Annotated in this window: 25 protein-coding genes; 15 read left to right on the top strand and 10 right to left on the bottom strand. The window is 40.3% G+C overall.

Annotation, left to right across the window (positions count from 1 at the left end):
* Positions 1 to 55: 55 nt before the first annotated feature.
* From J0X13_RS01910 to J0X13_RS01895, 4 genes are read right to left on the bottom strand one after another with little or no spacing between them, the layout of a single operon-like run.
* Complete coding sequence (locus J0X13_RS01910) at positions 56 to 919, bottom strand: hydroxymethylglutaryl-CoA lyase (protein ID WP_207069790.1); 864 nt, start codon at positions 917 to 919, stop codon at positions 56 to 58.
* Positions 920 to 940: 21 nt separating this feature from the next.
* On the bottom strand, positions 941 to 1,597 hold the full coding sequence (locus J0X13_RS01905; protein ID WP_207069789.1) for a LysE family translocator: 657 nt from the start codon (positions 1,595 to 1,597) through the stop codon (positions 941 to 943).
* A gap of 5 nt (positions 1,598 to 1,602) precedes the next feature.
* Positions 1,603 to 2,643 (bottom strand): quinone-dependent dihydroorotate dehydrogenase, encoded by a 1,041-nt coding sequence (locus J0X13_RS01900; protein WP_207069788.1) that lies wholly within the window; start codon positions 2,641 to 2,643, stop codon positions 1,603 to 1,605.
* Between the two features lie 57 nt (positions 2,644 to 2,700).
* Complete coding sequence (locus J0X13_RS01895; RefSeq protein ID WP_207069787.1) at positions 2,701 to 3,120, bottom strand: hypothetical protein; 420 nt, start codon at positions 3,118 to 3,120, stop codon at positions 2,701 to 2,703.
* Between the two features lie 97 nt (positions 3,121 to 3,217).
* On the opposite strand from J0X13_RS01895, the gene pepT reads away from it, so the two are divergent.
* The 4 genes from pepT to J0X13_RS01875 all read left to right on the top strand — a co-directional run bounded on the left by pepT (position 3,218) and on the right by J0X13_RS01875 (position 6,533).
* Positions 3,218 to 4,447 carry a peptidase T gene (gene pepT, locus J0X13_RS01890; protein WP_207069786.1) on the top strand — a complete coding sequence of 410 codons (1,230 nt, stop codon included), beginning with the start codon at positions 3,218 to 3,220 and terminating at the stop codon, positions 4,445 to 4,447.
* Between the two features lie 2 nt (positions 4,448 to 4,449).
* Entirely contained in the window at positions 4,450 to 5,040 is a 591-nt protein-coding gene (locus J0X13_RS01885) for a YdeI/OmpD-associated family protein (protein WP_207069785.1), read from the top strand.
* Positions 5,041 to 5,211: 171 nt separating this feature from the next.
* Entirely contained in the window at positions 5,212 to 5,781 is a 570-nt protein-coding gene (locus tag J0X13_RS01880; RefSeq protein ID WP_207069784.1) for a dihydrofolate reductase family protein, read from the top strand.
* A gap of 272 nt (positions 5,782 to 6,053) precedes the next feature.
* Positions 6,054 to 6,533, top strand: coding sequence for a hypothetical protein (locus tag J0X13_RS01875; RefSeq protein ID WP_207069783.1), 480 nt, complete (start codon positions 6,054 to 6,056; stop codon positions 6,531 to 6,533).
* Positions 6,534 to 6,621: 88 nt separating this feature from the next.
* Here J0X13_RS01875 and J0X13_RS01870 read toward each other — a convergent pair whose 3' ends face one another.
* The 4 genes from J0X13_RS01870 to nusB form a co-directional block, all read right to left on the bottom strand.
* Entirely contained in the window at positions 6,622 to 7,971 is a 1,350-nt protein-coding gene (locus tag J0X13_RS01870; protein WP_207069782.1) for a Gfo/Idh/MocA family protein, read from the bottom strand.
* An 88-nt stretch (positions 7,972 to 8,059) separates the two neighbouring features.
* A complete protein-coding gene (gene yajC, locus J0X13_RS01865) occupies positions 8,060 to 8,350 on the bottom strand; it encodes a preprotein translocase subunit YajC (RefSeq protein ID WP_207069781.1) in 291 nt (96 codons plus the stop codon).
* Between the two features lie 13 nt (positions 8,351 to 8,363).
* On the bottom strand, positions 8,364 to 8,840 hold the full coding sequence (locus J0X13_RS01860) for a DUF1573 domain-containing protein (protein ID WP_207069780.1): 477 nt from the start codon (positions 8,838 to 8,840) through the stop codon (positions 8,364 to 8,366).
* Positions 8,841 to 8,878: 38 nt separating this feature from the next.
* A complete protein-coding gene (gene nusB / locus J0X13_RS01855; RefSeq protein ID WP_207069779.1) occupies positions 8,879 to 9,826 on the bottom strand; it encodes a transcription antitermination factor NusB in 948 nt (315 codons plus the stop codon).
* Positions 9,827 to 10,008: 182 nt separating this feature from the next.
* Between nusB and J0X13_RS01850 the strand changes: the two genes are divergently transcribed.
* The 4 genes from J0X13_RS01850 to J0X13_RS01835 all read left to right on the top strand — a co-directional run bounded on the left by J0X13_RS01850 (position 10,009) and on the right by J0X13_RS01835 (position 13,425).
* The gene (locus J0X13_RS01850) at positions 10,009 to 11,763 is read left to right on the top strand and encodes an ABC transporter ATP-binding protein (protein ID WP_207069778.1); all 1,755 of its coding nucleotides are present in this window, start codon (positions 10,009 to 10,011) and stop codon (positions 11,761 to 11,763) included.
* A gap of 75 nt (positions 11,764 to 11,838) precedes the next feature.
* The gene (locus J0X13_RS01845; RefSeq protein WP_207027694.1) at positions 11,839 to 12,213 is read left to right on the top strand and encodes a PUR family DNA/RNA-binding protein; all 375 of its coding nucleotides are present in this window, start codon (positions 11,839 to 11,841) and stop codon (positions 12,211 to 12,213) included.
* 97 nt (positions 12,214 to 12,310) lie between these two features.
* Positions 12,311 to 12,871, top strand: a complete 561-nt coding sequence (locus J0X13_RS01840; protein WP_207069777.1) for a thioredoxin family protein — start codon at positions 12,311 to 12,313, stop codon at positions 12,869 to 12,871.
* Between the two features lie 11 nt (positions 12,872 to 12,882).
* Complete coding sequence (locus J0X13_RS01835) at positions 12,883 to 13,425, top strand: GNAT family N-acetyltransferase (RefSeq protein WP_207069776.1); 543 nt, start codon at positions 12,883 to 12,885, stop codon at positions 13,423 to 13,425.
* Position 13,426: 1 nt separating this feature from the next.
* On the opposite strand, the gene J0X13_RS01830 is transcribed toward J0X13_RS01835, so the two are convergent.
* Positions 13,427 to 13,969, bottom strand: a complete 543-nt coding sequence (locus J0X13_RS01830) for a YfiT family bacillithiol transferase (protein ID WP_207069775.1) — start codon at positions 13,967 to 13,969, stop codon at positions 13,427 to 13,429.
* Between the two features lie 147 nt (positions 13,970 to 14,116).
* On the opposite strand from J0X13_RS01830, the gene J0X13_RS01825 reads away from it, so the two are divergent.
* Positions 14,117 to 14,755 carry a peroxiredoxin gene (locus J0X13_RS01825; protein WP_207069774.1) on the top strand — a complete coding sequence of 213 codons (639 nt, stop codon included), beginning with the start codon at positions 14,117 to 14,119 and terminating at the stop codon, positions 14,753 to 14,755.
* 83 nt (positions 14,756 to 14,838) lie between these two features.
* The gene (locus tag J0X13_RS01820; RefSeq protein WP_108246532.1) at positions 14,839 to 15,033 is read left to right on the top strand and encodes a cold-shock protein; all 195 of its coding nucleotides are present in this window, start codon (positions 14,839 to 14,841) and stop codon (positions 15,031 to 15,033) included.
* Between the two features lie 429 nt (positions 15,034 to 15,462).
* Here J0X13_RS01820 and J0X13_RS01815 read toward each other — a convergent pair whose 3' ends face one another.
* Complete coding sequence (locus J0X13_RS01815; RefSeq protein WP_207069773.1) at positions 15,463 to 16,395, bottom strand: peptidylprolyl isomerase; 933 nt, start codon at positions 16,393 to 16,395, stop codon at positions 15,463 to 15,465.
* Between the two features lie 314 nt (positions 16,396 to 16,709).
* Here J0X13_RS01815 and J0X13_RS01810 point away from each other — a divergent pair, with 314 nt between their 5' ends.
* From J0X13_RS01810 to J0X13_RS01790, 5 genes are all read left to right on the top strand, one after another.
* Positions 16,710 to 17,024, top strand: a complete 315-nt coding sequence (locus J0X13_RS01810; RefSeq protein WP_207069772.1) for a putative quinol monooxygenase — start codon at positions 16,710 to 16,712, stop codon at positions 17,022 to 17,024.
* A 199-nt stretch (positions 17,025 to 17,223) separates the two neighbouring features.
* A complete protein-coding gene (locus J0X13_RS01805; RefSeq protein WP_207069771.1) occupies positions 17,224 to 17,847 on the top strand; it encodes a CatB-related O-acetyltransferase in 624 nt (207 codons plus the stop codon).
* Positions 17,848 to 17,914: 67 nt separating this feature from the next.
* Positions 17,915 to 18,304, top strand: a complete 390-nt coding sequence (locus J0X13_RS01800; protein WP_207069770.1) for a hypothetical protein — start codon at positions 17,915 to 17,917, stop codon at positions 18,302 to 18,304.
* A gap of 105 nt (positions 18,305 to 18,409) precedes the next feature.
* Complete coding sequence (locus J0X13_RS01795) at positions 18,410 to 18,697, top strand: hypothetical protein (protein ID WP_207069769.1); 288 nt, start codon at positions 18,410 to 18,412, stop codon at positions 18,695 to 18,697.
* Positions 18,698 to 18,832: 135 nt separating this feature from the next.
* Positions 18,833 to 19,402, top strand: a complete 570-nt coding sequence (locus tag J0X13_RS01790) for a PepSY domain-containing protein (RefSeq protein ID WP_207070784.1) — start codon at positions 18,833 to 18,835, stop codon at positions 19,400 to 19,402.
* The last annotated feature ends 45 nt before the right edge of the window (positions 19,403 to 19,447 follow it).

Genomic DNA, 19,447 nt, shown 5'->3' with positions numbered 1-19,447 from the left:
TAATGATTCCCACAACAGGACAATAGAAAGGCACTCCATTAAGGGTGCCTTTTTTTTAATGGTATACCGAAAAAAGTTCAGTGGCTTTATTGAAGGCTGCTTCAAAAACCATCCAATTGACACCTGTATCGGCCTTTTCCGCAGTAAAATAGGAAAGCATTCTTTCCGTAGGCATATTTCCAGTAAGTTCATCCTTGGCCATTGGGCACCCGCCAAAACCTTGCACGGCGCCATCAAATCGACGGCAACCTGCTTTATAGGCCGCATCCACTTTTTCATGCCATTTGGATGGAGTGGTATGCAAATGGGCACCAAATTCTATTTCCGGATATTTTGGGATAAGGTTGGAGAACAGGTAATCTATCACCTCCGGTGTAGAACTGCCAATTGTATCCGATAACGAAAGTATTCTAGTTCCCATGGCCGCCAGTTTCTCGGTCCACTCCCCAACTATTTCAACACTCCAAGGATCACCGTATGGATTTCCGAAGCCCATGGAAATATAAGTGACCACCTCCTTGCCGTTGGCATCGGCCAACTCCAAGATTCCCTTAAGAGTCTCTACCGATTGGTCGATGGTTTTATGCGTATTCCGCATTTGAAAGTTTTCCGAAATGGAAAAAGGAAAGCCCAAATAATCTATCGCTTCATACTTGCATGCATCTTGCGCGCCCCTAACATTGGCAACAATGGCCAAAAGCTTACTTTGGGTACGGGAAAGATCCAATTGCGCCAAAACCTCAGCAGTATCTTGCATCTGTGGTATGGCTTTCGGCGAAACAAAACTTCCAAAATCAATGGTATCAAAACCACAGCCCAATAAGGATTGGATATACTTTACCTTATCATCCGTAGGAATAAAGGTTTTTATTCCCTGCATGGCGTCCCGTGGACATTCTATGAGTTTGACTTTTGGCATAGGCGTGCGTAAAAATAGCACTTATTTGTCCGATAGAAATAGATAAATGGCAATCCCTACAAAAACAACCAGTTGCACCCATTTTAAATAAACACCTGCATTTTTATGTCGGGTCAGGTATTTTGAAATCTTTCCCGCCAATACGGCAATGGCCCCAAATACAATAAGCGCAGAAAGCATAAAAAGGAGGCCCAGGATATAGAATTGAATGACAGTATTGAGCTCATCGCTAAACAAAAAGCCCGGAAAAAAAGCCAAAAAGAAAATAGTGACTTTTGGATTAAGCACATTCATGGTAACCCCGGTCCAAAAAAGCTTCATGGGGGGTTTGGCCGGTCTGTTTTTATCATCGATCGCAATGGAAGCATCACTGCGATAAACCTGATAAGCCAGGTACAGCAAATACATGGCTCCAAAAAGCTTGATGGCGAAAAATAAGGTGTCACTCCGCTTAATGATTTCCGAAACCCCAAAGGCCAACAAAGTGGTATGCACCAAACAGCCCGAGACCAATCCAAAAACAGTTGCCAACCCCGATTTTGTACCATTACTGATACTTTGGGTCAGTACAAAAATATTATCAGGGCCCGGTGAAATAGCCAGGGCAAGCGAGGATACAAAAAACCCGATCAATATGGGATAATTGACGGTTTCCAGAAATAAAAATAAACTGTGCATATGGTTTAATCCATTTTTTCCAAAATAGCCTTGTTGATTTTCTTGATAAGTGCTGGCCCTTCATAAATAAAACCCGTGTAGAGCTGCACCAAATCCGCTCCCGCATCCAACTTTTCCAATGCATCCTCTGGGGAATGGATTCCACCTACACCGATAATTGGAAAAGCTTTTTTGCTGTTATCAGCCAAAAAGCGAATTACTTTAGTACTTCTATTTTTTAGAGGCTTTCCACTAAGACCGCCATTCTCCTCTGTTAAATACAGGTCCGATTTCAGTTCTTTTCTTTCAATAGTGGTGTTAGTGGCAATAACACCATCAATTTTAGTATCTGCAACAATTTCAATGATGTCCCTTAATTGATCGTCTGTTAAATCCGGGGCTATTTTCAATAAAATAGGCTTTTGCTTCAATCCAAAGCTTTTGGCCAATTTACTATTCTGACTTTTTAGTTTTTTCAACAATTTGGTCAAGGGCTCCTTATCCTGAAGTTCGCGGAGTCCAGGTGTGTTGGGCGAACTCACATTCACCACAAAGTAATCCACATGTTCAAACAAAGCTTCAAAACAAATCAGGTAATCCTTGATGGCATCTTTGTTAGGGGTAACCTTGTTCTTGCCGATATTGCCGCCGATAATCACACGGTGCTTCTTTTTTAATTGTTCAACAGCTTCAAAAACGCCTTGATTATTGAACCCCATGCGGTTAATAATTGCTTTATCCCTTTTTAAACGGAACAATCGTTTTTTAGGGTTTCCTGGTTGGGGCTTGGGAGTTACCGTTCCGATTTCAACAAAACCAAAACCGAAATCTGAGAACTCGTTGTATAACTTGGCATTCTTGTCAAAACCAGCAGCCAGACCTACAGGGTTCTTAAACTTTACGCCAAAAACCTCCCGCTCCAGTCTTGGGTCGTTCACATTGAAGATTTTTCTAAAAAGACCGCTAAAACCCAATCTTGATAACAACTTAATGGCCCAAAAAGAAAAGTGGTGCACGGCTTCGGGATCAAATAAAAAAAGTACCGGGCGAATCAGGAATTTATACATTCAAAAATGGATTTTGGACAAAAATAACAACTCTTAAAACAGTTCTTGACAAATCGTTCAATTTTCGTCAACAGACCGATTAATGTGGATAGGGCGCAAAGTTAATTGACTGCACAATTTTAAATACCTTTCATATTGGGCAGGATTAAAACTTATCAACAGCCTTTTGTCCATCATACGAACATTCTGCTTCATGCTGTCCATTATAGAAGCATATTCCTTGGAGACGGTAATCAATACCTCCGGTGAGCTTTCCTCATTCTTTTTCATAAGATATTTAGCCTTGTCACTTAAAATATCGTTGCGTATTTTAAGTTCGGCACTCCAGTTCTTAAGGTTTTCTTTTTGCTCTTCCGTCAACTCAAAAACCTTGGTTATGGTTTCGTTGTCTCGCCCACCTACTCCCAAAATACAATCCATTTGAGCGAACCCGGAAAACCCGGATATCAAAAAAAGATATATGGCTATTGATTTCAATTGAGGTTCCTATTGTTTGTTCACGAAAGATAGGTATTAATGCCTTTGATATATAAAATTACGTTTGAATAAGCATTATTTTTGATAAAACGACGCTATGGAAAAACTACTGCCCCGATTTTTGGAATATGTAAAAACCGATACGCAAAGCGACCCCTATTCCAAAACCACACCCAGTACAGAAAAGCAGTGGGACCTTGCCAAGAAATTGGTAATGGAGCTCCACCAAATAGGCATGCAAGAGGTATCGATTGACGAGAACGCCTATATTATGGCCACGCTCCCCGGCAATATGGACAAAAAGGTACCTACCATTGGTTTTGTTTCCCATTTTGATACTTCCCCCGATTTTTCGGGCAGAAACGTAAAACCACAGATCATTGAAAATTACGATGGAAAAGATATTGTGCTGAACAAGTTGAAGAACATTGTACTTTCCCCGGATTATTTTGAAGACCTAAAGGCATACGAAGGACAGACCTTGATCACTACAGATGGTACAACCTTGTTGGGAGCTGATGACAAGGCCGGAATTGCAGAAATCATCACAGCAATGGAGTATCTTAATGACCATCCTGAAATCAAGCATGGTAAAATTAGGATAGCTTTTACCCCAGATGAAGAAATTGGTCGCGGTGCACACAAGTTCGATGTTGAAAAATTTGGCGCGGAATGGGCCTACACCATGGATGGCAGTCAAGTGGGCGAACTGGAGTATGAAAATTTTAATGCGGCCAAGGCCAAGATCACCATTACGGGAAAAAGCGTACACCCGGGTTATGCCAAAAACAAAATGGTAAATGCCATAGGTATAGCCAACGACTTTTTGACCCTTTTACCCCCTAGCGAAGTCCCCGAACATACTGCTGGACGGGAAGGTTTTTTCCATGTGCATAAAATCAAGGGTGAAATCGAAAAAGCAGAGGTAGAACTCATTATCCGTGACCACGATGCAGTGCATTTCCAGGCAAGGAAGGAATTATTGAACGACATCAAGGATAAACTCAACAAAAAATATGGGGATTATGTGAGTCTGACCATTGAGGACCAATACAAGAACATGCGGGAAAAGGTAGAACCAATGTACCATATTGTGGAAATCGCCGAAGAAGCCATGAAATCGCTTCAAATAGAGCCCATAATAAAACCCATTAGAGGAGGAACGGATGGTTCACAATTGAGCTTTATGGGCTTGCCCTGCCCCAATATTTTTGCTGGCGGGCACAATTTTCATGGCAAATACGAGTATATTCCTTTGGAAAGTATGGAAAAAGCGGTAAAGGTCATCGTGAGAATTTGTGAACTCACCGCTAGTCAAATCAAGTAGTTGTGGACAAATCCGAAAAAATAGAGCTATACTACGAAAAGGAACACCCGTTTAAGGAAGGGATTGCACTACTTAGGGAAATTGCCCTAAAAACAGAGGCCAATGAAGATTTTAAGTGGAGCTTTCCCGTGTATACCTTGAACAACAAAAATGTGTTCGGTATTTGTAAGTTCAAAACACATTTTGGGGTTTGGTTTTTTAATGGAGTATTTTTAAAAGACCCTAAAAACGTGCTGGAAAATGCCCAGGAAGGCAAGACCAAGGGCATGCGCCACTGGAAATTCCAAACTTTTGAGGAGGTCGACGAAAAAAACGTGCTGGGTTACATGAAAGAGGCCTTGGACAACCAGAAAAAAGGAATGGAGATAAAAGCTGAGAAAACCAAAAAGGTCATCATTCCCGAACTATTGCAATCCAAACTGGCAAAGGATTCTGATTTACATATTGCCTTTGAAAAATTTACCCCCTACAAACAAAAAGAGTTCTGCGAATACATTGCGGAGGCCAAACAGGAGAAAACCAAACTGCGAAGGTTGGAAAAAATTCTCCCTATGATCAAGGAGGGAATTAGTTTGAATGATAAGTATCAATAAGGAGTTTAAATTCATCAACTCAAATACCATATCCATCCATTCCCGCTGGAATTTTAACCCGATAAATGCCAACTTCACGTATCGGACCGTATAATTCATTTAAACGAATCATATCCTGGAACGTTTTGATCAATACAGAAAATACAGCCCTGACCAACTAAAATTAAACCAATGCGAAAAATTATTTATTATGTAGCGAGTTCTCTAGACGGATACATTGCAGGGAAAAATGACGACATAAGCAAGTTCATATTACAAGGAGAAGGAGTTGAGAAGTACCGATCAGACCTTGCAAATTTTGGGACTGTAGTTATGGGACGAAAAACCTATGAATTTGGATTTCAATATGGACTTAAACCGGGACAACCTGCTTATCCGAATATGGAAAACCACATTTTTTCGAATTCTATAAAAATCGACAACCTATCTGAATTTGTTAAAATTGAGAAACTGAGTGTGGATAGAGTTAAGGAAATTCGAGAAAACGCCAATACCGACATTTATCTGTGCGGTGGGGGTGAGTTTGCAGGTTGGCTATTGGACAACGGATTAATTGACCAATTGAAACTTAAATTAAACCCGGTTGTGCTTGGAAACGGGACCAAACTATTCGGTTCTTCAACAACAAATGAAAATTGGGTGCTAACTGAAAAAGAATCATTTCTTGACGGACTCCAAATATTGACATACAACAAAAAAATAAAAAGCACTGGTCACAACATAGAAAAACAAAGGTTATAGCCTGTTTCAACACGGTTTCGGCCTGATAAGCCTAAAGCCCCCGACTGCCTACTTTGCGAATGCTTACAGATAATACAAAATACTGACCGGACAAAACATTCCAACTCATGAAAAGTTAATTTAGTCCACTACCACTTCGACCCGACCACTCCGCTTTTACATTATTAAAGTCAACTAAATGACGGACATCATTGCACACCCTTTAATATCAAAATAAATTAAGGTGAAAATTGAAAGTTGGGTTTGCGCCCTTCTTTATAAAATTTCTTGTCATGAAAAAGTTGCTTTATTTTTTATTCATCGGGTTGATTTCTTTGAGCATCTCCTGCAGTAAAAGTGATGACGAAGATGAATTGACCAAGGACGGGCCCTTTCCGATAAGTGAACTGAGTGGAAACTGGGAGGCCACCAAAGCACAATTTAGTGTAAGTAGCACATCGGTAGACATCGTCGAGGATGGCGGAACGGTAACCATGTCCGTACAAGCGAGCGGTCGGTTTACCCTGACCTTAAATCCCGTAGACCGGGATGCGTATGCGGTGACCGGAGAAATCTTCTGGGAGGAATGGCAGGGCAGCTACTACTTTGCTGTTGCCTGGGACGATGAGCCCAATGATTGGGATACCTACGGCCACACTTACGACGGAACGACACTGAGCATAAACGGCGGGCCCGACTCCGGCGATTACGATTTTGACAATGATGGGGATTTGGAATCCTGTTCCATCCATTTCATTTTTGTGCGTTCGTAAATATTTTAATGTTTTTTCAATCCTAAAGGATGCATTGTTGGGGCTTTTATGCAGCCGCAAAAAGTTATGGGCTGTTGTAAAACAAAGTTTACCCCATCTTAGGAAATGCCCACCCGTTATGGTAGTCATGCATCAATAAGGCATCAGCTTCGGAATGGTTGAACTTTTTATTTTGCGCATCCCAAAAAAGGCGCTCGCCCGTTTTGTAAGCAACATTTCCCAAATGACTAACCACAGCGGCATCGTAACCAATTTTTATCGGAGCTTTTAGAATGTATTTATCCCGAGCTTTAACGGCTTCCAAAAAGTTTTGGGTATGTAGCCCCAAACCTTGCCCTACTCCTTCTTGCAATGGTACGGCTTCTATTTTGGGTCCCAAATCCTGACTCCAGTGCGGACGATCGTGTTCCGGAATCACTTCCCATCCTCCGCGATCAAGAACCAAAGTGCCATTGTTACCAATAAATGCTATACCATGGTTTCTACCGTAGTTGCCACCATCAATCCCGGTAGCGTGCTCCCAAAGCAAAGAAAATTCTCCAAAATCGTAAATAGTCTGCAAGGTATCCGGAGTTTCGGCAGCGTCGTTCGGGTAAGCGAACTTACCGCCCATCGCCATCACGGATTTCGGTGTGGAAGCCTTCATTCCAAACAAGGCGTAGTCTATCAAGTGTACACCCCAATCCGTCATTAAACCGCCAGCATAATCCCAGAACCATCTAAAATTAAAATGAAACCTGTTTTTATTAAATGGTCTGCTCTGTGCAGGACCCAACCACATATCATAATCGACTCCGGCTGGCACAGGACTATCGGGAACAACAGGTACGGATTGCATCCACCCTTGATAAGCCCATGTTTTTACCAAACGTATCTGACCCAGTTTACCTGAATGAACATAATTGATGGCATCCACAAAGTGGGGCTCACTACGTTGCCACTGCCCTATTTGCACCATCCTATCGCTCGCATTTACTTTGGCAAGCATAGCTTCACTCTCTGCGACGGAGTTGGCAATAGGTTTTTCACAATACACATCTTTGCCTGCATCAATGGCGTCGGTGAGTTGCAAACAATGCCAATGGTCCGGTGTGCCTATGATGGCAATATGAACATCTTTGTCCTCTAACAGTTTTCGATAATCCGAATACCATTTTGGCTTTTTGATACCGCCTTTTTCCAACTCGGCTGTTTTTTCACGAAGCACATTTTCATCTACATCGCAAAGGGCGACCACCTCGACCTCGCTATTCTGTAGCATAGAACTTAAATCTGAAAAGCCCATACCGTTGCAACCGATCAGACCAACCTGTATTTTATCGTTGGGACTGATGTTTCTTCTTACGGATGCCAATAATTCGGTCGGGAAAACCATTGATGCTCCCAATCCTGCCGCACCTAATCCACTACGCTTAACAAATTGTCTTCTTGTTGCCATGTCTTTTCAAATTTGGAATAAGATACAAAAAAACGTCCCTTGAAAGTTGATGTTCAAGGGACGTCTTTATAAATTATATTGTTGTTCGCTACTTCTTTTCAGCGGGAGCATTCAACTTTTTGCTCATTTCCATGGAAATGGCAGAGCGGTCGAACTTTAAACGCCCGGCCATGGTTTCGATAACACAAGAGAAGTCCTTGTCGTTCAATTCCACGATTTTTCCGTGCAGTCCACTTTTAGTGATGATCTTATCACCTTTTTTAAGCTCCGAAGCGAATTTTTTCTCATCCTTCTGACGTTTGATCTGAGGGCGAATCATAAAAAAGTACGCCACAGCAAAAATCAATATCAGCGGTAAAAATTGTCCTAGGTTTTCCATTTAGGTATTTTAATTATTTAACAGGACCGGCTGGTACTGTTCCAGGTGCTTGTACAAAGGCTTTGATTCTCAAAATCTCGGAACCTTTGGCAGTATTTGCATTAACGGTAATTGTTTTGGTAACTTGGTTTTGACCGGAACCGTTAAATTTAACCAACAACTCTCCTGTTTCACCTGGAGCAATAGGATCTTTAGGAGGGTTTGGCACTGTACAACCACAGCTACTTTTTGCGTTTGTAATAATAAGAGGGGCATTACCTGTATTGGTAAAGGTAAATACGGTTTCCTGTGGAGTACCTCTTTGGATAGTACCAAAATCGTGTTCGTTTTTCTCAAAAGTCATTACAGGAACCATCTTGTCCGATGCATCTCTGCTCACAGCGCTTTCCACATTGTCAGCAACTATTTTTTTTGATGCTTTGTCTTTACATGATACGCCCATCAAGGCAACTACCAAGATCAAAGTAAAAATTGTCGTTATTCTTTTCATGATTAAAATTTGTTTTTCCAAAATTAAGCAAATATTGTTTATTGTAAACCTCTTCCTATTTTTTGGAGCCTTCCATCCGATTTATACTCTTTTGCCAGCTTGTCCAAAACCCCATTAATAAAGATGCTGCTCTTGGGCGTGGAGTATTCTTTGGCAATTTCCAAATACTCGTTTAAGGTCACTTTTTCGGGAATGGATGGAAAGTTCAACAATTCACAAATGGCCATTTTCAGGATAATGGAATCAATCTCTGCAATACGGTCATTGTCCCAATTTGGGGTTTTCCCTTCAATTTCCTTCTCCCATTTGGCATCATTGAGCAGGGTCTTGGTCAACAGTTCATTGGCAAAATCCATATCCTGCTGATCTTTTAGCAAAGCCGGTAAAAAGAAACGGTCCCCGGAATCTGGCTTGGCCTTTTTCAGTCGTTTGACCAAAAAGGTGTTTACGATTGGAAAATCATCTACCCAAGTTAGTTTATCGTCTTCGAAATAATCGTAGATTTTTTCGTTGGGCGCAATGATTTCTTTAAAAAGTTGGATGACAACATTGCGGTCATCCACATAACCATCCTCACCGTTCAACATGTATTCTTTGTAAATATCGCTGGAAACCACAGCCTTATGAATGATTTTCACATACTCATCGTTCATGTACCAGTTGTCCAACTTTCGCTTGGAGAGTTCGTTCTTCAAAGCTTCGTTGTTTACCAATTGCAACAACAACCGGTTTTTTACAAACTTTTCGGGATTGGGATAGTTATCTTCTTCGGTGGCCACATATTTTTTAGAGGCGTGGCTCACATGTTTCTCCGCCAAACGGTGTAGTTCCGCCAAAAGGCTTAAAATCAAAAGGTATAGAACATACATGTTTTCTATACTGACTCGCAGGAACTTTTCCTGTTTTTGCAGCGAATCGTCCTTGGATTGCACCAATGCATAAATGCATTGCATCACTTTTACTCTAATGTGCCTTCGGGTAAGCATGTTTAAAGAACTTTTAAAGTCAATATTTGGCTTTTACTCCGCAAAAGTAATCTTATATTTGAATCTTACCTACCAAACTTGCTTTCTTATCAGTTTTATAACATTTACTTTGTGAGGTATGGTATATATTTGCGGGATTGTCCACCGAAAAATCGATACTTAAAAAACCGCTTCACTCCTGTATGAAGGAACTAAAACACCTAAATAAATATTTTAAAAAATATTGGCTCAAACTGCTATTGGGGATCATAATCACTATAATTGCCCGTGTTTTTTCCTTGGTAATGCCCTCTTATGTGAACAAGTCCATACAAGCTGTGGAAGATTTTACATCGGATGTGATCACCCTTTCGGATGCCAAGGGGTTATTACTTCAATACATTTTAATTATTGTTGGTGCGGCCATACTTTCCGGGCTTTTTACTTTTTTGATGCGCCAAACCATCATCAACGTATCCCGATATATTGAATACGACCTTAAAAATGAGGTCTTTGACCATTATCAATTACTCAGCCTTAATTTTTACAAAAAAAACAGGATTGGGGATTTAATGAACCGAATCAGTGAGGACATCAACCAAGTACGCTTATATGGTGGTCCCGCCATTATGTACGGCATCCAAACATTGACTCTTTTTGTTTGTTTGATTCCTTTGATGTTCATAAAGGCTCCCACATTGGCCGCATACACCTTGTTGCCACTTCCTGTCTTATCTGTTTTGATTTACCAGATCAGCAAGATCATTCATAAACGAAGTACAAAGGTTCAAGAGTTTTTATCCACACTTTCCACCTTTACCCAAGAATCATTTTCTGGTATTTCCGTAATAAAGGCCTACAGTATTGAACCCAGGATAAACTCTGAATTACGTGATTTGGCCCGCGAGGGAAAAGACACAAGTATGGCTTTGGCCAAAGTAAACGCTTGGTTTTTCCCCTTAATGATCTTATTGATCGGGATCAGTAATGTTTTTGTCATCTACATCGGAGGGCGACAATATATCAACGGCGAGATAGAGACCATCGGAATCATTGCAGAATTCATCCTTTATGTAAATATGCTTACATGGCCCGTTGCAGTGGTGGGGTGGTTAACATCCATAGTACAAAGGGCGGAGGCTTCACAGAAACGTATCAATGAGTTTTTAAAGGAAGAGCCATCCATCCAGAACAAAGTGGAACAACCTACCCCGATAAAAGGTGATATTGAGTTTAGAAATGTGACGTTCACCTATGAGGATACCGATATAACTGCCCTAAAAGACGTTTCCTTTACCATAAAAGCAGGACAGACCGTTGCTATTTTAGGTAAAACCGGGTCGGGAAAATCCACCATATTGGATTTGGTAGCGAGATTGTACGACACGACCTCTGGAGAAGTTTTGATCGATGGAATACCCGTACAACAATTGAACCTAGATAGCTTAAGGAGTTCCATTGGTGCAGTACCACAAGATGCATTCCTTTTTTCGGATACGATTGAAAACAACATTCGCTTTGGTAACGAAAATGCCACGCACGAGGAGATTGTGGAAGTCGCCAAAAAAGCAGTGGTCCATAAAAATATTGAAGGGTTTGCCAAGAAGTACGATACTGTACTGGGCGAAAGAGGTATAACATTGAGTGGAGGTCAAAAACAGCGGGTTTCCATTGCACGAGCGCTATTAAAAGACCCTAAAATCTACCTTTTCGACGATTGTCTCTCCGCTGTGGATACCGAAACCGAGGAAGAAATCCTCAACAATTTAAAACGGGTCTCCGAGAGCAAGACAACACTTATTGTAAGCCATAGGGTATCGTCTGCCAAGAATGCCGATAAAATCATTGTATTGGACAACGGAAAAATCATTCAAGAAGGCACCCACGAAGAATTGAACAATACCGATGGTTATTATAAAGAACTCTACATCGACCAACTCTCTGGCAAAGAATCATAAAAAAGTTGCTGAATTAGCTTTTTTTTTACATTTTTGGTAACATAATTCAACATAGTACTAAATACACTATACCATATGGGCCAGAAAGATACAATGGATCAGGAAGAGATTTATTCGAAAGTCTTAAGAGCGGGAAGAAGAACCTACTTTTTTGACGTAAGAAGCACCAAGGCCGGAGATTATTACTTAACCATTACAGAAAGTAAAAAGTTTACCCATGACGATGGTTCTTTCCATTACAAAAAGCACAAAATTTATTTATACAAAGAGGATTTTAGTGCATTCCGTGAGATCATGGAAGAAATGATGGATTACATTATTGATGAAAAAGGAACCGAAGTCATCTCCGAACGCCACCAAAAAGATTTTAAAAAGGAAGAGGACAGTTTTAGCGAAAACGGTTCAGCTTCTTCAGGTAGTTTTACGGATGTAAGTTTCGATGATATTTAACAAGGAACCAATCCTTTCAAAATGTAACGGCCTGTATTTTTTGCAGGTCGTTTTTTATTTTTATCATATGCATGAACGCATTTAAAAAATTAATCAAATGGCAAGGACACCCAGCAACATGCTACCCTTGGGCACCAAGGCACCAGACTTTGAACTGATGGACACCGTTACCGGAAAAAAATTGGTACTAAACCATGTAAAAGGAGAAAAAGGCACAGTGATCATGTTTATTTGTAACCATTGTCCTTTTGTGATACATGTAAACCCAATGATCGTTGAATTGGCCAACGAGTATCAGAAAAAAGGGATTGCTTTTGCGGCTATTTCCAGCAACGATGTGGAAAACTATCCACAGGATGCCCCGCATCTAATGAAAGAAAAAGCCAGGGAAGAACATTACCCCTTTCCTTATCTTTATGATGAGACCCAAGAAGTGGCCAAAGCCTATGATGCTGCATGCACTCCCGATTTCTATCTTTTTGATACCAACATGACCTTGGTATATCGAGGTCAACTGGACGATTCCAGACCTGGAAATGGTATACCGCTCACCGGTGACGACTTAAGAAATGCCATGGATGCAGTGCTTGAGGGCAAGAAGGTCGATACTGAACAAAAGCCAAGTCTGGGATGCAATATTAAATGGATAACCCCCTAGCGAACATAATAATGAACCATGCCATCCTGAACAACACCCTTACGTTGGAGCCCGTTACAGAAAAAAACATTGAAAAGTATGTCGATGTCGGGGTACGGTCGTATTGCGAACATTACCTCCACCTGTGGGAAAATGAAGATCCCACACCATATATTTCGCATGGTCTTACCAAAACAGTTGTGGAGCGCGAATTAAAGGATCCCAACGCTTTGAACTATTTGATCAATTGGAACAACGAGACCGTTGGGATTTTGAAATTGGTAAAACATTGTGGTATTGATGAAATTTCGAACGAGGATGCTCTAAAGGCCGAAAAAATCTATCTACTGAAAAAACACTCAGGAAAAGGCATTGGTAAACAATTGCTTCAATTTGTTGAAAATACTGCGAAGTCACACAACAAAAAAGTAATCTGGCTGGACGCCATGCAAAAGGGAAATCCGGTTCATTTTTATCAAAAAAATGGGTATGTCATCAAAAGGGAAAGCCAAGTTGTACTGCCCAAAGTAAAACCCTCTGAAAAGGCGATGTGGATTTTGACCAAAAAACTCTAGGCTACCACCCTTTGCGCTTTATCAAATTGGCAATATGGGCAAAATGATGGTTACTGTGCCAGGCGTAGCGGGCAATGTTTTCCTTTAAAGTGGTTTCGTTGTTTCCATCGGGGTGAATAAAACTTCGTTCCAAATCCTTCTCCGAAAGGCCTTTTAACAAATAGACCAATTTCGTGTGTACGGCACTCAAGTGGTCCAAGGACATTTGAATGGGAGCAACACGTGTATCGAACAATGCTGCCCAAGCCTTTTCATCATAAGCTTTAATATAGGGCCTGTCTTCTGTTAAGCCCCATTTAAAACGGATATAGCTGTTATGGTGGCTATCCGAAATATGGTGCACTAATTGGCGTACCGTCCACCCATTTGGGCGATACGGGGTTTCCAGTTGTTCTTCGGAAAGTGGGGTCACCAAATTGGTCAATCGTTGGGGCAACGTTTCCAAAATGGAAATCCATTCTTCCAAATCTGCCCTTGTAATGGTTTCGGGAATCTCAAATTTTCCGATCGGATAACGCAACTGTTCCAAAACTTCTTTTTCCATCCGTTAAAAGTAACAAGTTTACAGGAAATTGTACCACAATAAATTCAAGTATAATTTAATACACTTTTAACGAATTTTAAACCCTACAACCAAATAATCTAGTAATTTTGTAGGGTAATAAATTTTAAACTTAAAAATCAAAAACATATGGCAACTTTACGATTGGGGGATACTGCACCGGATTTTACCGCAGTTACTTCCGAAGGAACGCTTAATTTTTACGAATATCTTGGCGACAGTTGGGGAATTTTATTTTCCCACCCGGCAGATTTTACTCCTGTTTGTACCACCGAATTGGGTACTGCCGCCAAATTTAAAGATGAATTCGATAAAAGAAATGTAAAGATGATGGCCCTGAGTGTTGATGGCGCTGCATCTCATATGGAATGGATCAAGGATATCAACGAAACGCAGAACACGGAGGTCAATTTTCCCATCGTTGCCGATGTGGAAAGAAAGGTGTCGGACCTTTATGACATGATTCATCCCAATGCCGACGACACCCTCACGGTTCGTTCCGTATTTATTATCGGCCCGGACAAAAAAATCAAACTTACACTAACATATCCTGCTTCTACCGGACGTAATTTTTACGAATTGCTACGAGTTGTGGATTCTTTGCAATTGACGGCAAATCATAAAGTAGCTACTCCGGCCAACTGGAAACATGGCGAAAAAGTTGTGGTAAGCCCCTCTATTCCAACCGAAGAGGCCAAAGAAATTTTCACAAAAGGTGTGGAAGAAGTGAAGCCCTACCTGCGCTTAACCCCTGACCCAACCACATAATTAATTGATTTAATGGAAAAAAATCTGATTCCCAATAAATTAAACGTACCTTTGTAGCCAATTAATTTTTTTCAATTTATATTATGAGTAAAGGAACAGTAAAATTCTTCAATGATTCTAAAGGTTACGGATTTATCACTGAAGATGGTTCAAACACAGATCACTTCGTACACATTTCCGGTTTAATCGATGAAATTAGAGAAGGTGACGTTGTAGAATTCGAACTACAACAAGGTAAAAAAGGATTGAACGCCGTTAATGTACAGATTGCGGAATAGGTTATAGACAACTTTTTTATAGATGGAGCCCGGGCAATGCCCGGGCTATTTTTTTGTTCATTTTTTTTTCGAAATCACGCAACCATTTCTCATTTTGATATCTAAATGATAAACACCACAACCATTAAATCCACATAAATGAACACCTTTTTTGGAGTACTATCGTTTCTCTTGGTCGTAAACGCCCTACTATTGGTATGGAGTGTAAACGGTTCCAAAAAATAGCTTTAAAAACCCACCGTAAAATAGGTAGGGTTTTTTTTCGTTGGATTGTTACGTATTAAACACGTTACTACCATGACCACTTTTTTCAGCGTTTTACTGACACTATTGGCTCTTAACTTTTTTTTACTGCTCTTAAGTGTAAATAGGTCCAAATAAAAAAGCTCCCATTTCTGGAAGCTTTTATATCTATATTCGTGAAGTTTTCTATTTCACGTTCATTAATTCCACATCAAAAATCAATGTTGCATTCGGAGGTATAACCCCTCCTGCACCCGTACTTCCATAAGCCAAATGCGATGGAATTACAAAACGAGCCTTATCACCTACTTGCAACAGGCTTATTCCTTCGTCCCATCCCGGAATTACTTGCCCAACTCCCAAGGCAAAATCAATGGGTTGGTTTCTTTTGTACGAAGAATCAAAAACTTGTCCATTGGCCAGTGCACCTTCATAGTGTACGGAAACAGTTTTCCCTTTTTCCGCTTTGGCCCCACTACCTTTTTGAATGACTTTGTATCGCAATCCGCTATCGGTCTTATCAAATCCAGCAGCCAATTTTTCCATTTCGGCTTCTGCTCTGGCCTTTTGTTCGGCAATGCGTTTTTCCCTTGCTCCCTCGAATGTACGGAAAGCCTCAATGGCATTCCATTTTTTTGCTTCATCCCCCACTCTAACAATTTCCAAAGTTTCAATGGTATCTCCTTGGGCAATGGCATCCACAACATCCTGTCCTTTTTCTACACGACCAAATACGGTGTGCTTGTTATCCAACCATGGGGTGGCCACATGAGTGATAAAAAACTGGCTCCCATTGGTACCGGGACCTGCATTGGCCATGGACAGCACTCCAGGACCATCGTGCACCAAATCGGGGTGGAATTCGTCATCGAACTTGTAACCGGGGTCTCCCGTTCCAGTTCCGGTAGGGCAACCACCTTGAATCATAAAATCTGGGATTACCCTGTGGAATTTCAATCCGTCGTAATAGGGCTTTCCTTGTGGTTTTACACTGTTCTCCATATCTCCTTCGGCCAGTGCAACAAAATTACCAACCGTTCCCGGTGTTTTATCGTGGGTAAGTTTCACCAATATTTCCCCTTTGGAGGTGTTGAACTTGGCGTAGATTCCGTCTTGCATTGTATGTTGATTAATAGATTATTAAAAACTAAATCCTTGGATTTTTCCAAGGCTGCAAAGATATAAAATACATTGATTTCTTTAGAGTGTACTATTGGTGTTACATCAGAACATAAGGTGTCGACCTACAAAACCAAGAATCCAAAAAAATATATAATTAATTGTTTTTTAATAACTTACATACATTAAACACAACTAACAACCCATTAGAAGTATCGCATATGAAAACAATCAAAGGTTTAGCGCTGATATCCATTCTTGCCATATCAACAATTGCTTTCATTGGTTGGCATCCTTCTAAAAAGAAATCACCTATGGCAACAGCAAAAAATGTAATTGTTCTACTAAAGTTCAAATCCCAGCCGGAAAAAGGGGATAAAACGGTTTTAGAGCTGACCAATCTCATCGAAAAAGTTAAGGAGGAACCTAATTTTGTATCCATTAAACTCCATGTAGACCCAAAAGATCCAACAAACGTTCTACTCTATGAAGAATGGGAAGATGCATCCTATTACAACAACGAGCATATGAATACCGAGCATATAAAATCGTTTATGGCCAACTCCACCAACTTTTTGACCGGTCCACCGGATATTACCTTTTGGGAAGTACAACGTGTATTTGAATAATACAATGTGCTTTCATTTTAGAGCTATCATTGTAACAAAATAAGCGGACCTACGTCATACATCCCATAGAAATAATCACGGCACAGGATTCTTTTTGCCTTAATTGAGCTGAAAAATACGCTTAGCATCAAAACTGAAAAAGCCTTACGTAATTTGATGATTTTAAAAATGAATCCAACCAAGCCAAAGCAGCAATACCATGACCGGACCCGATAAAGACCGAAAGTTTCCTCTAGAGCATTACGATAGACTTTGTTTTCTAAAAAACATCATTAAAAACCCAAACATTATTGTTGGGGATTACACCTATTATGATGATTTTGAAAATGTAGAGAACTTTGAAAAGAACGTAAAGTATCATTTTGACTTTGTGGGAGACAAACTCATTATCGGCAAGTTTTGTATGATCGCCTCGGATGTTAAGTTTATCATGAACGGGGCCAACCACCTTACCGATAGCCTGTCCACCTATCCATTCTCCATATTCGGCAACGGTTGGGAAAAGGCCATGGAGGGAAAAACCTTTCCACAAAAAGGAAACATTACTATAGGTAACGATGTTTGGATTGGGTACAATGCCACCATTATGGCAGGTGTTACCATTGGGGATGGAGCCATTATTGCCACCAACTCCACTGTAGTTAAAGATGTGGAGCCCTACTCCATTGTGGGGGGCAATCCCGCCAAGGAAATTAAAAAACGATTTTCCAAGAAAACCATCGCAAAGCTTTTGGAGCTAAAATGGTGGGACTGGGACATTGAAAAAATAACGGCAAATGTTCAGCACCTTACCAACAATAATATCGATGATTTAATGGTATAAATAAGCGATAATAGTGCGCATTAATAATCTCTTCATTATTTTTAAGGAGCACTTATCCATTAAACCGATGAAAATAAAATACAGAAACCGACATTTGAACATTAACCTAGCCTTGGGGTTGTTATGGTTTGCTTGGTTCTTGACCACATATTTTACATCAGAAGAAGTTAGTTGGTCAGAGTATGGATTGGGACTGTTTTCCTTGGTTTATTTTGGCTTCTATTTTTATCAGAAACAGAATAAATATGTGACCATTGCGGACGGCTACATCCAGATAAACGCTCCTTTCGGTAAGAAGCTAAATCTAAATGAAGTACAACGTATTAGAAAATTTGCAGGAGATTATATCCTAAAAACTGATAAAAAAGAATTAGTGATCAATACCAAGATAGTTGATACAGACTCACTAAAGGATTTGGACAACGAACTACAAAAACTGGATGTGACCTGGTATTAAAAATCAAAATCCCACAAAGCTCCATTCTGTCAAATCCTTTTTTTCCATAACCATTTTCAACACAACCTTTTATAGCTTAATTTAGTATGGCTAATATGTTTTACCATGACCATAAATAAAAGACAGATCGTTATTCTATCCTCCATTTTGGTATTGCTTGCCATACCCTTTATAGCTATGCAATTCTCATCCGAAGTAAAATGGTCCTTGTTCGACTTTTTAGTGGCAGGTGGTTTACTGTTGGCTCTGGGATTCTCTATTGACCTTGCCATCAGAAAGGCTAAAACTATCAAAAATAGATATGTGGCCATTACGGCCATTGTTATCCTTTTTCTTCTTATTTGGGCCGAGTTGGCCGTGGGCGTTTTTGGTACACCATTGGCGGGTAGCTAATGCTGTTTTATTGGGATTGTTCGTCATTCTCGCCCGAACTTCTAAAATTTATGTTAAATACAACATTCCCATTAAAAATAGGGTCTATGGACATATTCGCTTTCCATAAAATTTACTGATCTTTAAGGTTTTTAACTGGCACGAATGGGCAAAAGGAAGAAGCAAGCCAAAGTATTACGCATATTTAGAAAAGTACACCGAACCACAGGAGCATTATTGTTTATCTTTTTCTTTTTTATTTCCGTTTCCGGACTGATACTCGGCTGGAAAAAGAACTCCAACGGATATATTCTTCCAAAAACCCAAAAAGGAACAACGGCCAATCTAAAAGAATGGTTGCCCGTTGATAGCTTGCATACCATTGCACTCAATACAATCAATAAAAAGGTTCCAGGAACATCCTTTGAGGTGGACCGTATTGATATTCGAAAAGAAAAAGGCTCTGTAAAGTTTCTTTTTGTTGATAGCTTTTATGAAGTGCAACTTGATGGAGCAAATGGCAATGTACTATCCATTGGCACAAGAAGATCTGATTTTTTGGAGAACGTGCACGATGGCTCTATAATAGACGACTACCTTGGAACCAACGGCTATGTTAAACTTATCTACACCTCGGTGATGGGGGTCTCTCTTCTGATTTTTACCATTACCGGCTTTTGGTTATGGTACGGCCCCAAGAGAATGAGAAAGGCCGGCAAAGCGTAAAATTGTTCCAAAAGAAAACCGCCCAAACCTATATAGGCAAGGACG

This window comes from [Muricauda] lutisoli (nom. illeg.) (assembly GCF_017313105.1).
GTDB classification, from domain to species: Bacteria; Bacteroidota; Bacteroidia; order Flavobacteriales; family Flavobacteriaceae; genus Flagellimonas; species Flagellimonas lutisoli.
The sequence above is the reverse complement of the archived record's forward strand: the minus strand, read 5'-3'. Positions and strand labels throughout refer to the sequence as shown.

Excerpts from the sequence above, each read along its gene's own strand:
- J0X13_RS01910 (WP_207069790.1), bottom strand. The coding sequence starts at position 919 with ATGCCAAAAGTCAAACTCATAGAATGTCCACGGGACGCCATGCAGGGA.
- J0X13_RS01905 (WP_207069789.1), bottom strand. The coding sequence starts at position 1,597 with ATGCACAGTTTATTTTTATTTCTGGAAACCGTCAATTATCCCATATTG.
- J0X13_RS01900 (WP_207069788.1), bottom strand. The coding sequence starts at position 2,643 with ATGTATAAATTCCTGATTCGCCCGGTACTTTTTTTATTTGATCCCGAA.
- pepT (WP_207069786.1), top strand. The coding sequence starts at position 3,218 with ATGGAAAAACTACTGCCCCGATTTTTGGAATATGTAAAAACCGATACG.
- J0X13_RS01880 (WP_207069784.1), top strand. The coding sequence starts at position 5,212 with ATGCGAAAAATTATTTATTATGTAGCGAGTTCTCTAGACGGATACATT.
- J0X13_RS01875 (WP_207069783.1), top strand. The coding sequence starts at position 6,054 with ATGAAAAAGTTGCTTTATTTTTTATTCATCGGGTTGATTTCTTTGAGC.
- J0X13_RS01870 (WP_207069782.1), bottom strand. The coding sequence starts at position 7,971 with ATGGCAACAAGAAGACAATTTGTTAAGCGTAGTGGATTAGGTGCGGCA.
- yajC (WP_207069781.1), bottom strand. The coding sequence starts at position 8,350 with ATGGAAAACCTAGGACAATTTTTACCGCTGATATTGATTTTTGCTGTG.
- J0X13_RS01860 (WP_207069780.1), bottom strand. The coding sequence starts at position 8,840 with ATGAAAAGAATAACGACAATTTTTACTTTGATCTTGGTAGTTGCCTTG.
- nusB (WP_207069779.1), bottom strand. The coding sequence starts at position 9,826 with ATGCTTACCCGAAGGCACATTAGAGTAAAAGTGATGCAATGCATTTAT.
- J0X13_RS01850 (WP_207069778.1), top strand. The coding sequence starts at position 10,009 with ATGAAGGAACTAAAACACCTAAATAAATATTTTAAAAAATATTGGCTC.
- J0X13_RS01845 (WP_207027694.1), top strand. The coding sequence starts at position 11,839 with ATGGGCCAGAAAGATACAATGGATCAGGAAGAGATTTATTCGAAAGTC.
- J0X13_RS01840 (WP_207069777.1), top strand. The coding sequence starts at position 12,311 with ATGGCAAGGACACCCAGCAACATGCTACCCTTGGGCACCAAGGCACCA.
- J0X13_RS01835 (WP_207069776.1), top strand. The coding sequence starts at position 12,883 with ATGAACCATGCCATCCTGAACAACACCCTTACGTTGGAGCCCGTTACA.
- J0X13_RS01830 (WP_207069775.1), bottom strand. The coding sequence starts at position 13,969 with ATGGAAAAAGAAGTTTTGGAACAGTTGCGTTATCCGATCGGAAAATTT.
- J0X13_RS01825 (WP_207069774.1), top strand. The coding sequence starts at position 14,117 with ATGGCAACTTTACGATTGGGGGATACTGCACCGGATTTTACCGCAGTT.
- J0X13_RS01820 (WP_108246532.1), top strand. The coding sequence starts at position 14,839 with ATGAGTAAAGGAACAGTAAAATTCTTCAATGATTCTAAAGGTTACGGA.
- J0X13_RS01815 (WP_207069773.1), bottom strand. The coding sequence starts at position 16,395 with ATGCAAGACGGAATCTACGCCAAGTTCAACACCTCCAAAGGGGAAATA.
- J0X13_RS01810 (WP_207069772.1), top strand. The coding sequence starts at position 16,710 with ATGGCAACAGCAAAAAATGTAATTGTTCTACTAAAGTTCAAATCCCAG.
- J0X13_RS01805 (WP_207069771.1), top strand. The coding sequence starts at position 17,224 with ATGACCGGACCCGATAAAGACCGAAAGTTTCCTCTAGAGCATTACGAT.
- J0X13_RS01800 (WP_207069770.1), top strand. The coding sequence starts at position 17,915 with ATGAAAATAAAATACAGAAACCGACATTTGAACATTAACCTAGCCTTG.
- J0X13_RS01795 (WP_207069769.1), top strand. The coding sequence starts at position 18,410 with ATGACCATAAATAAAAGACAGATCGTTATTCTATCCTCCATTTTGGTA.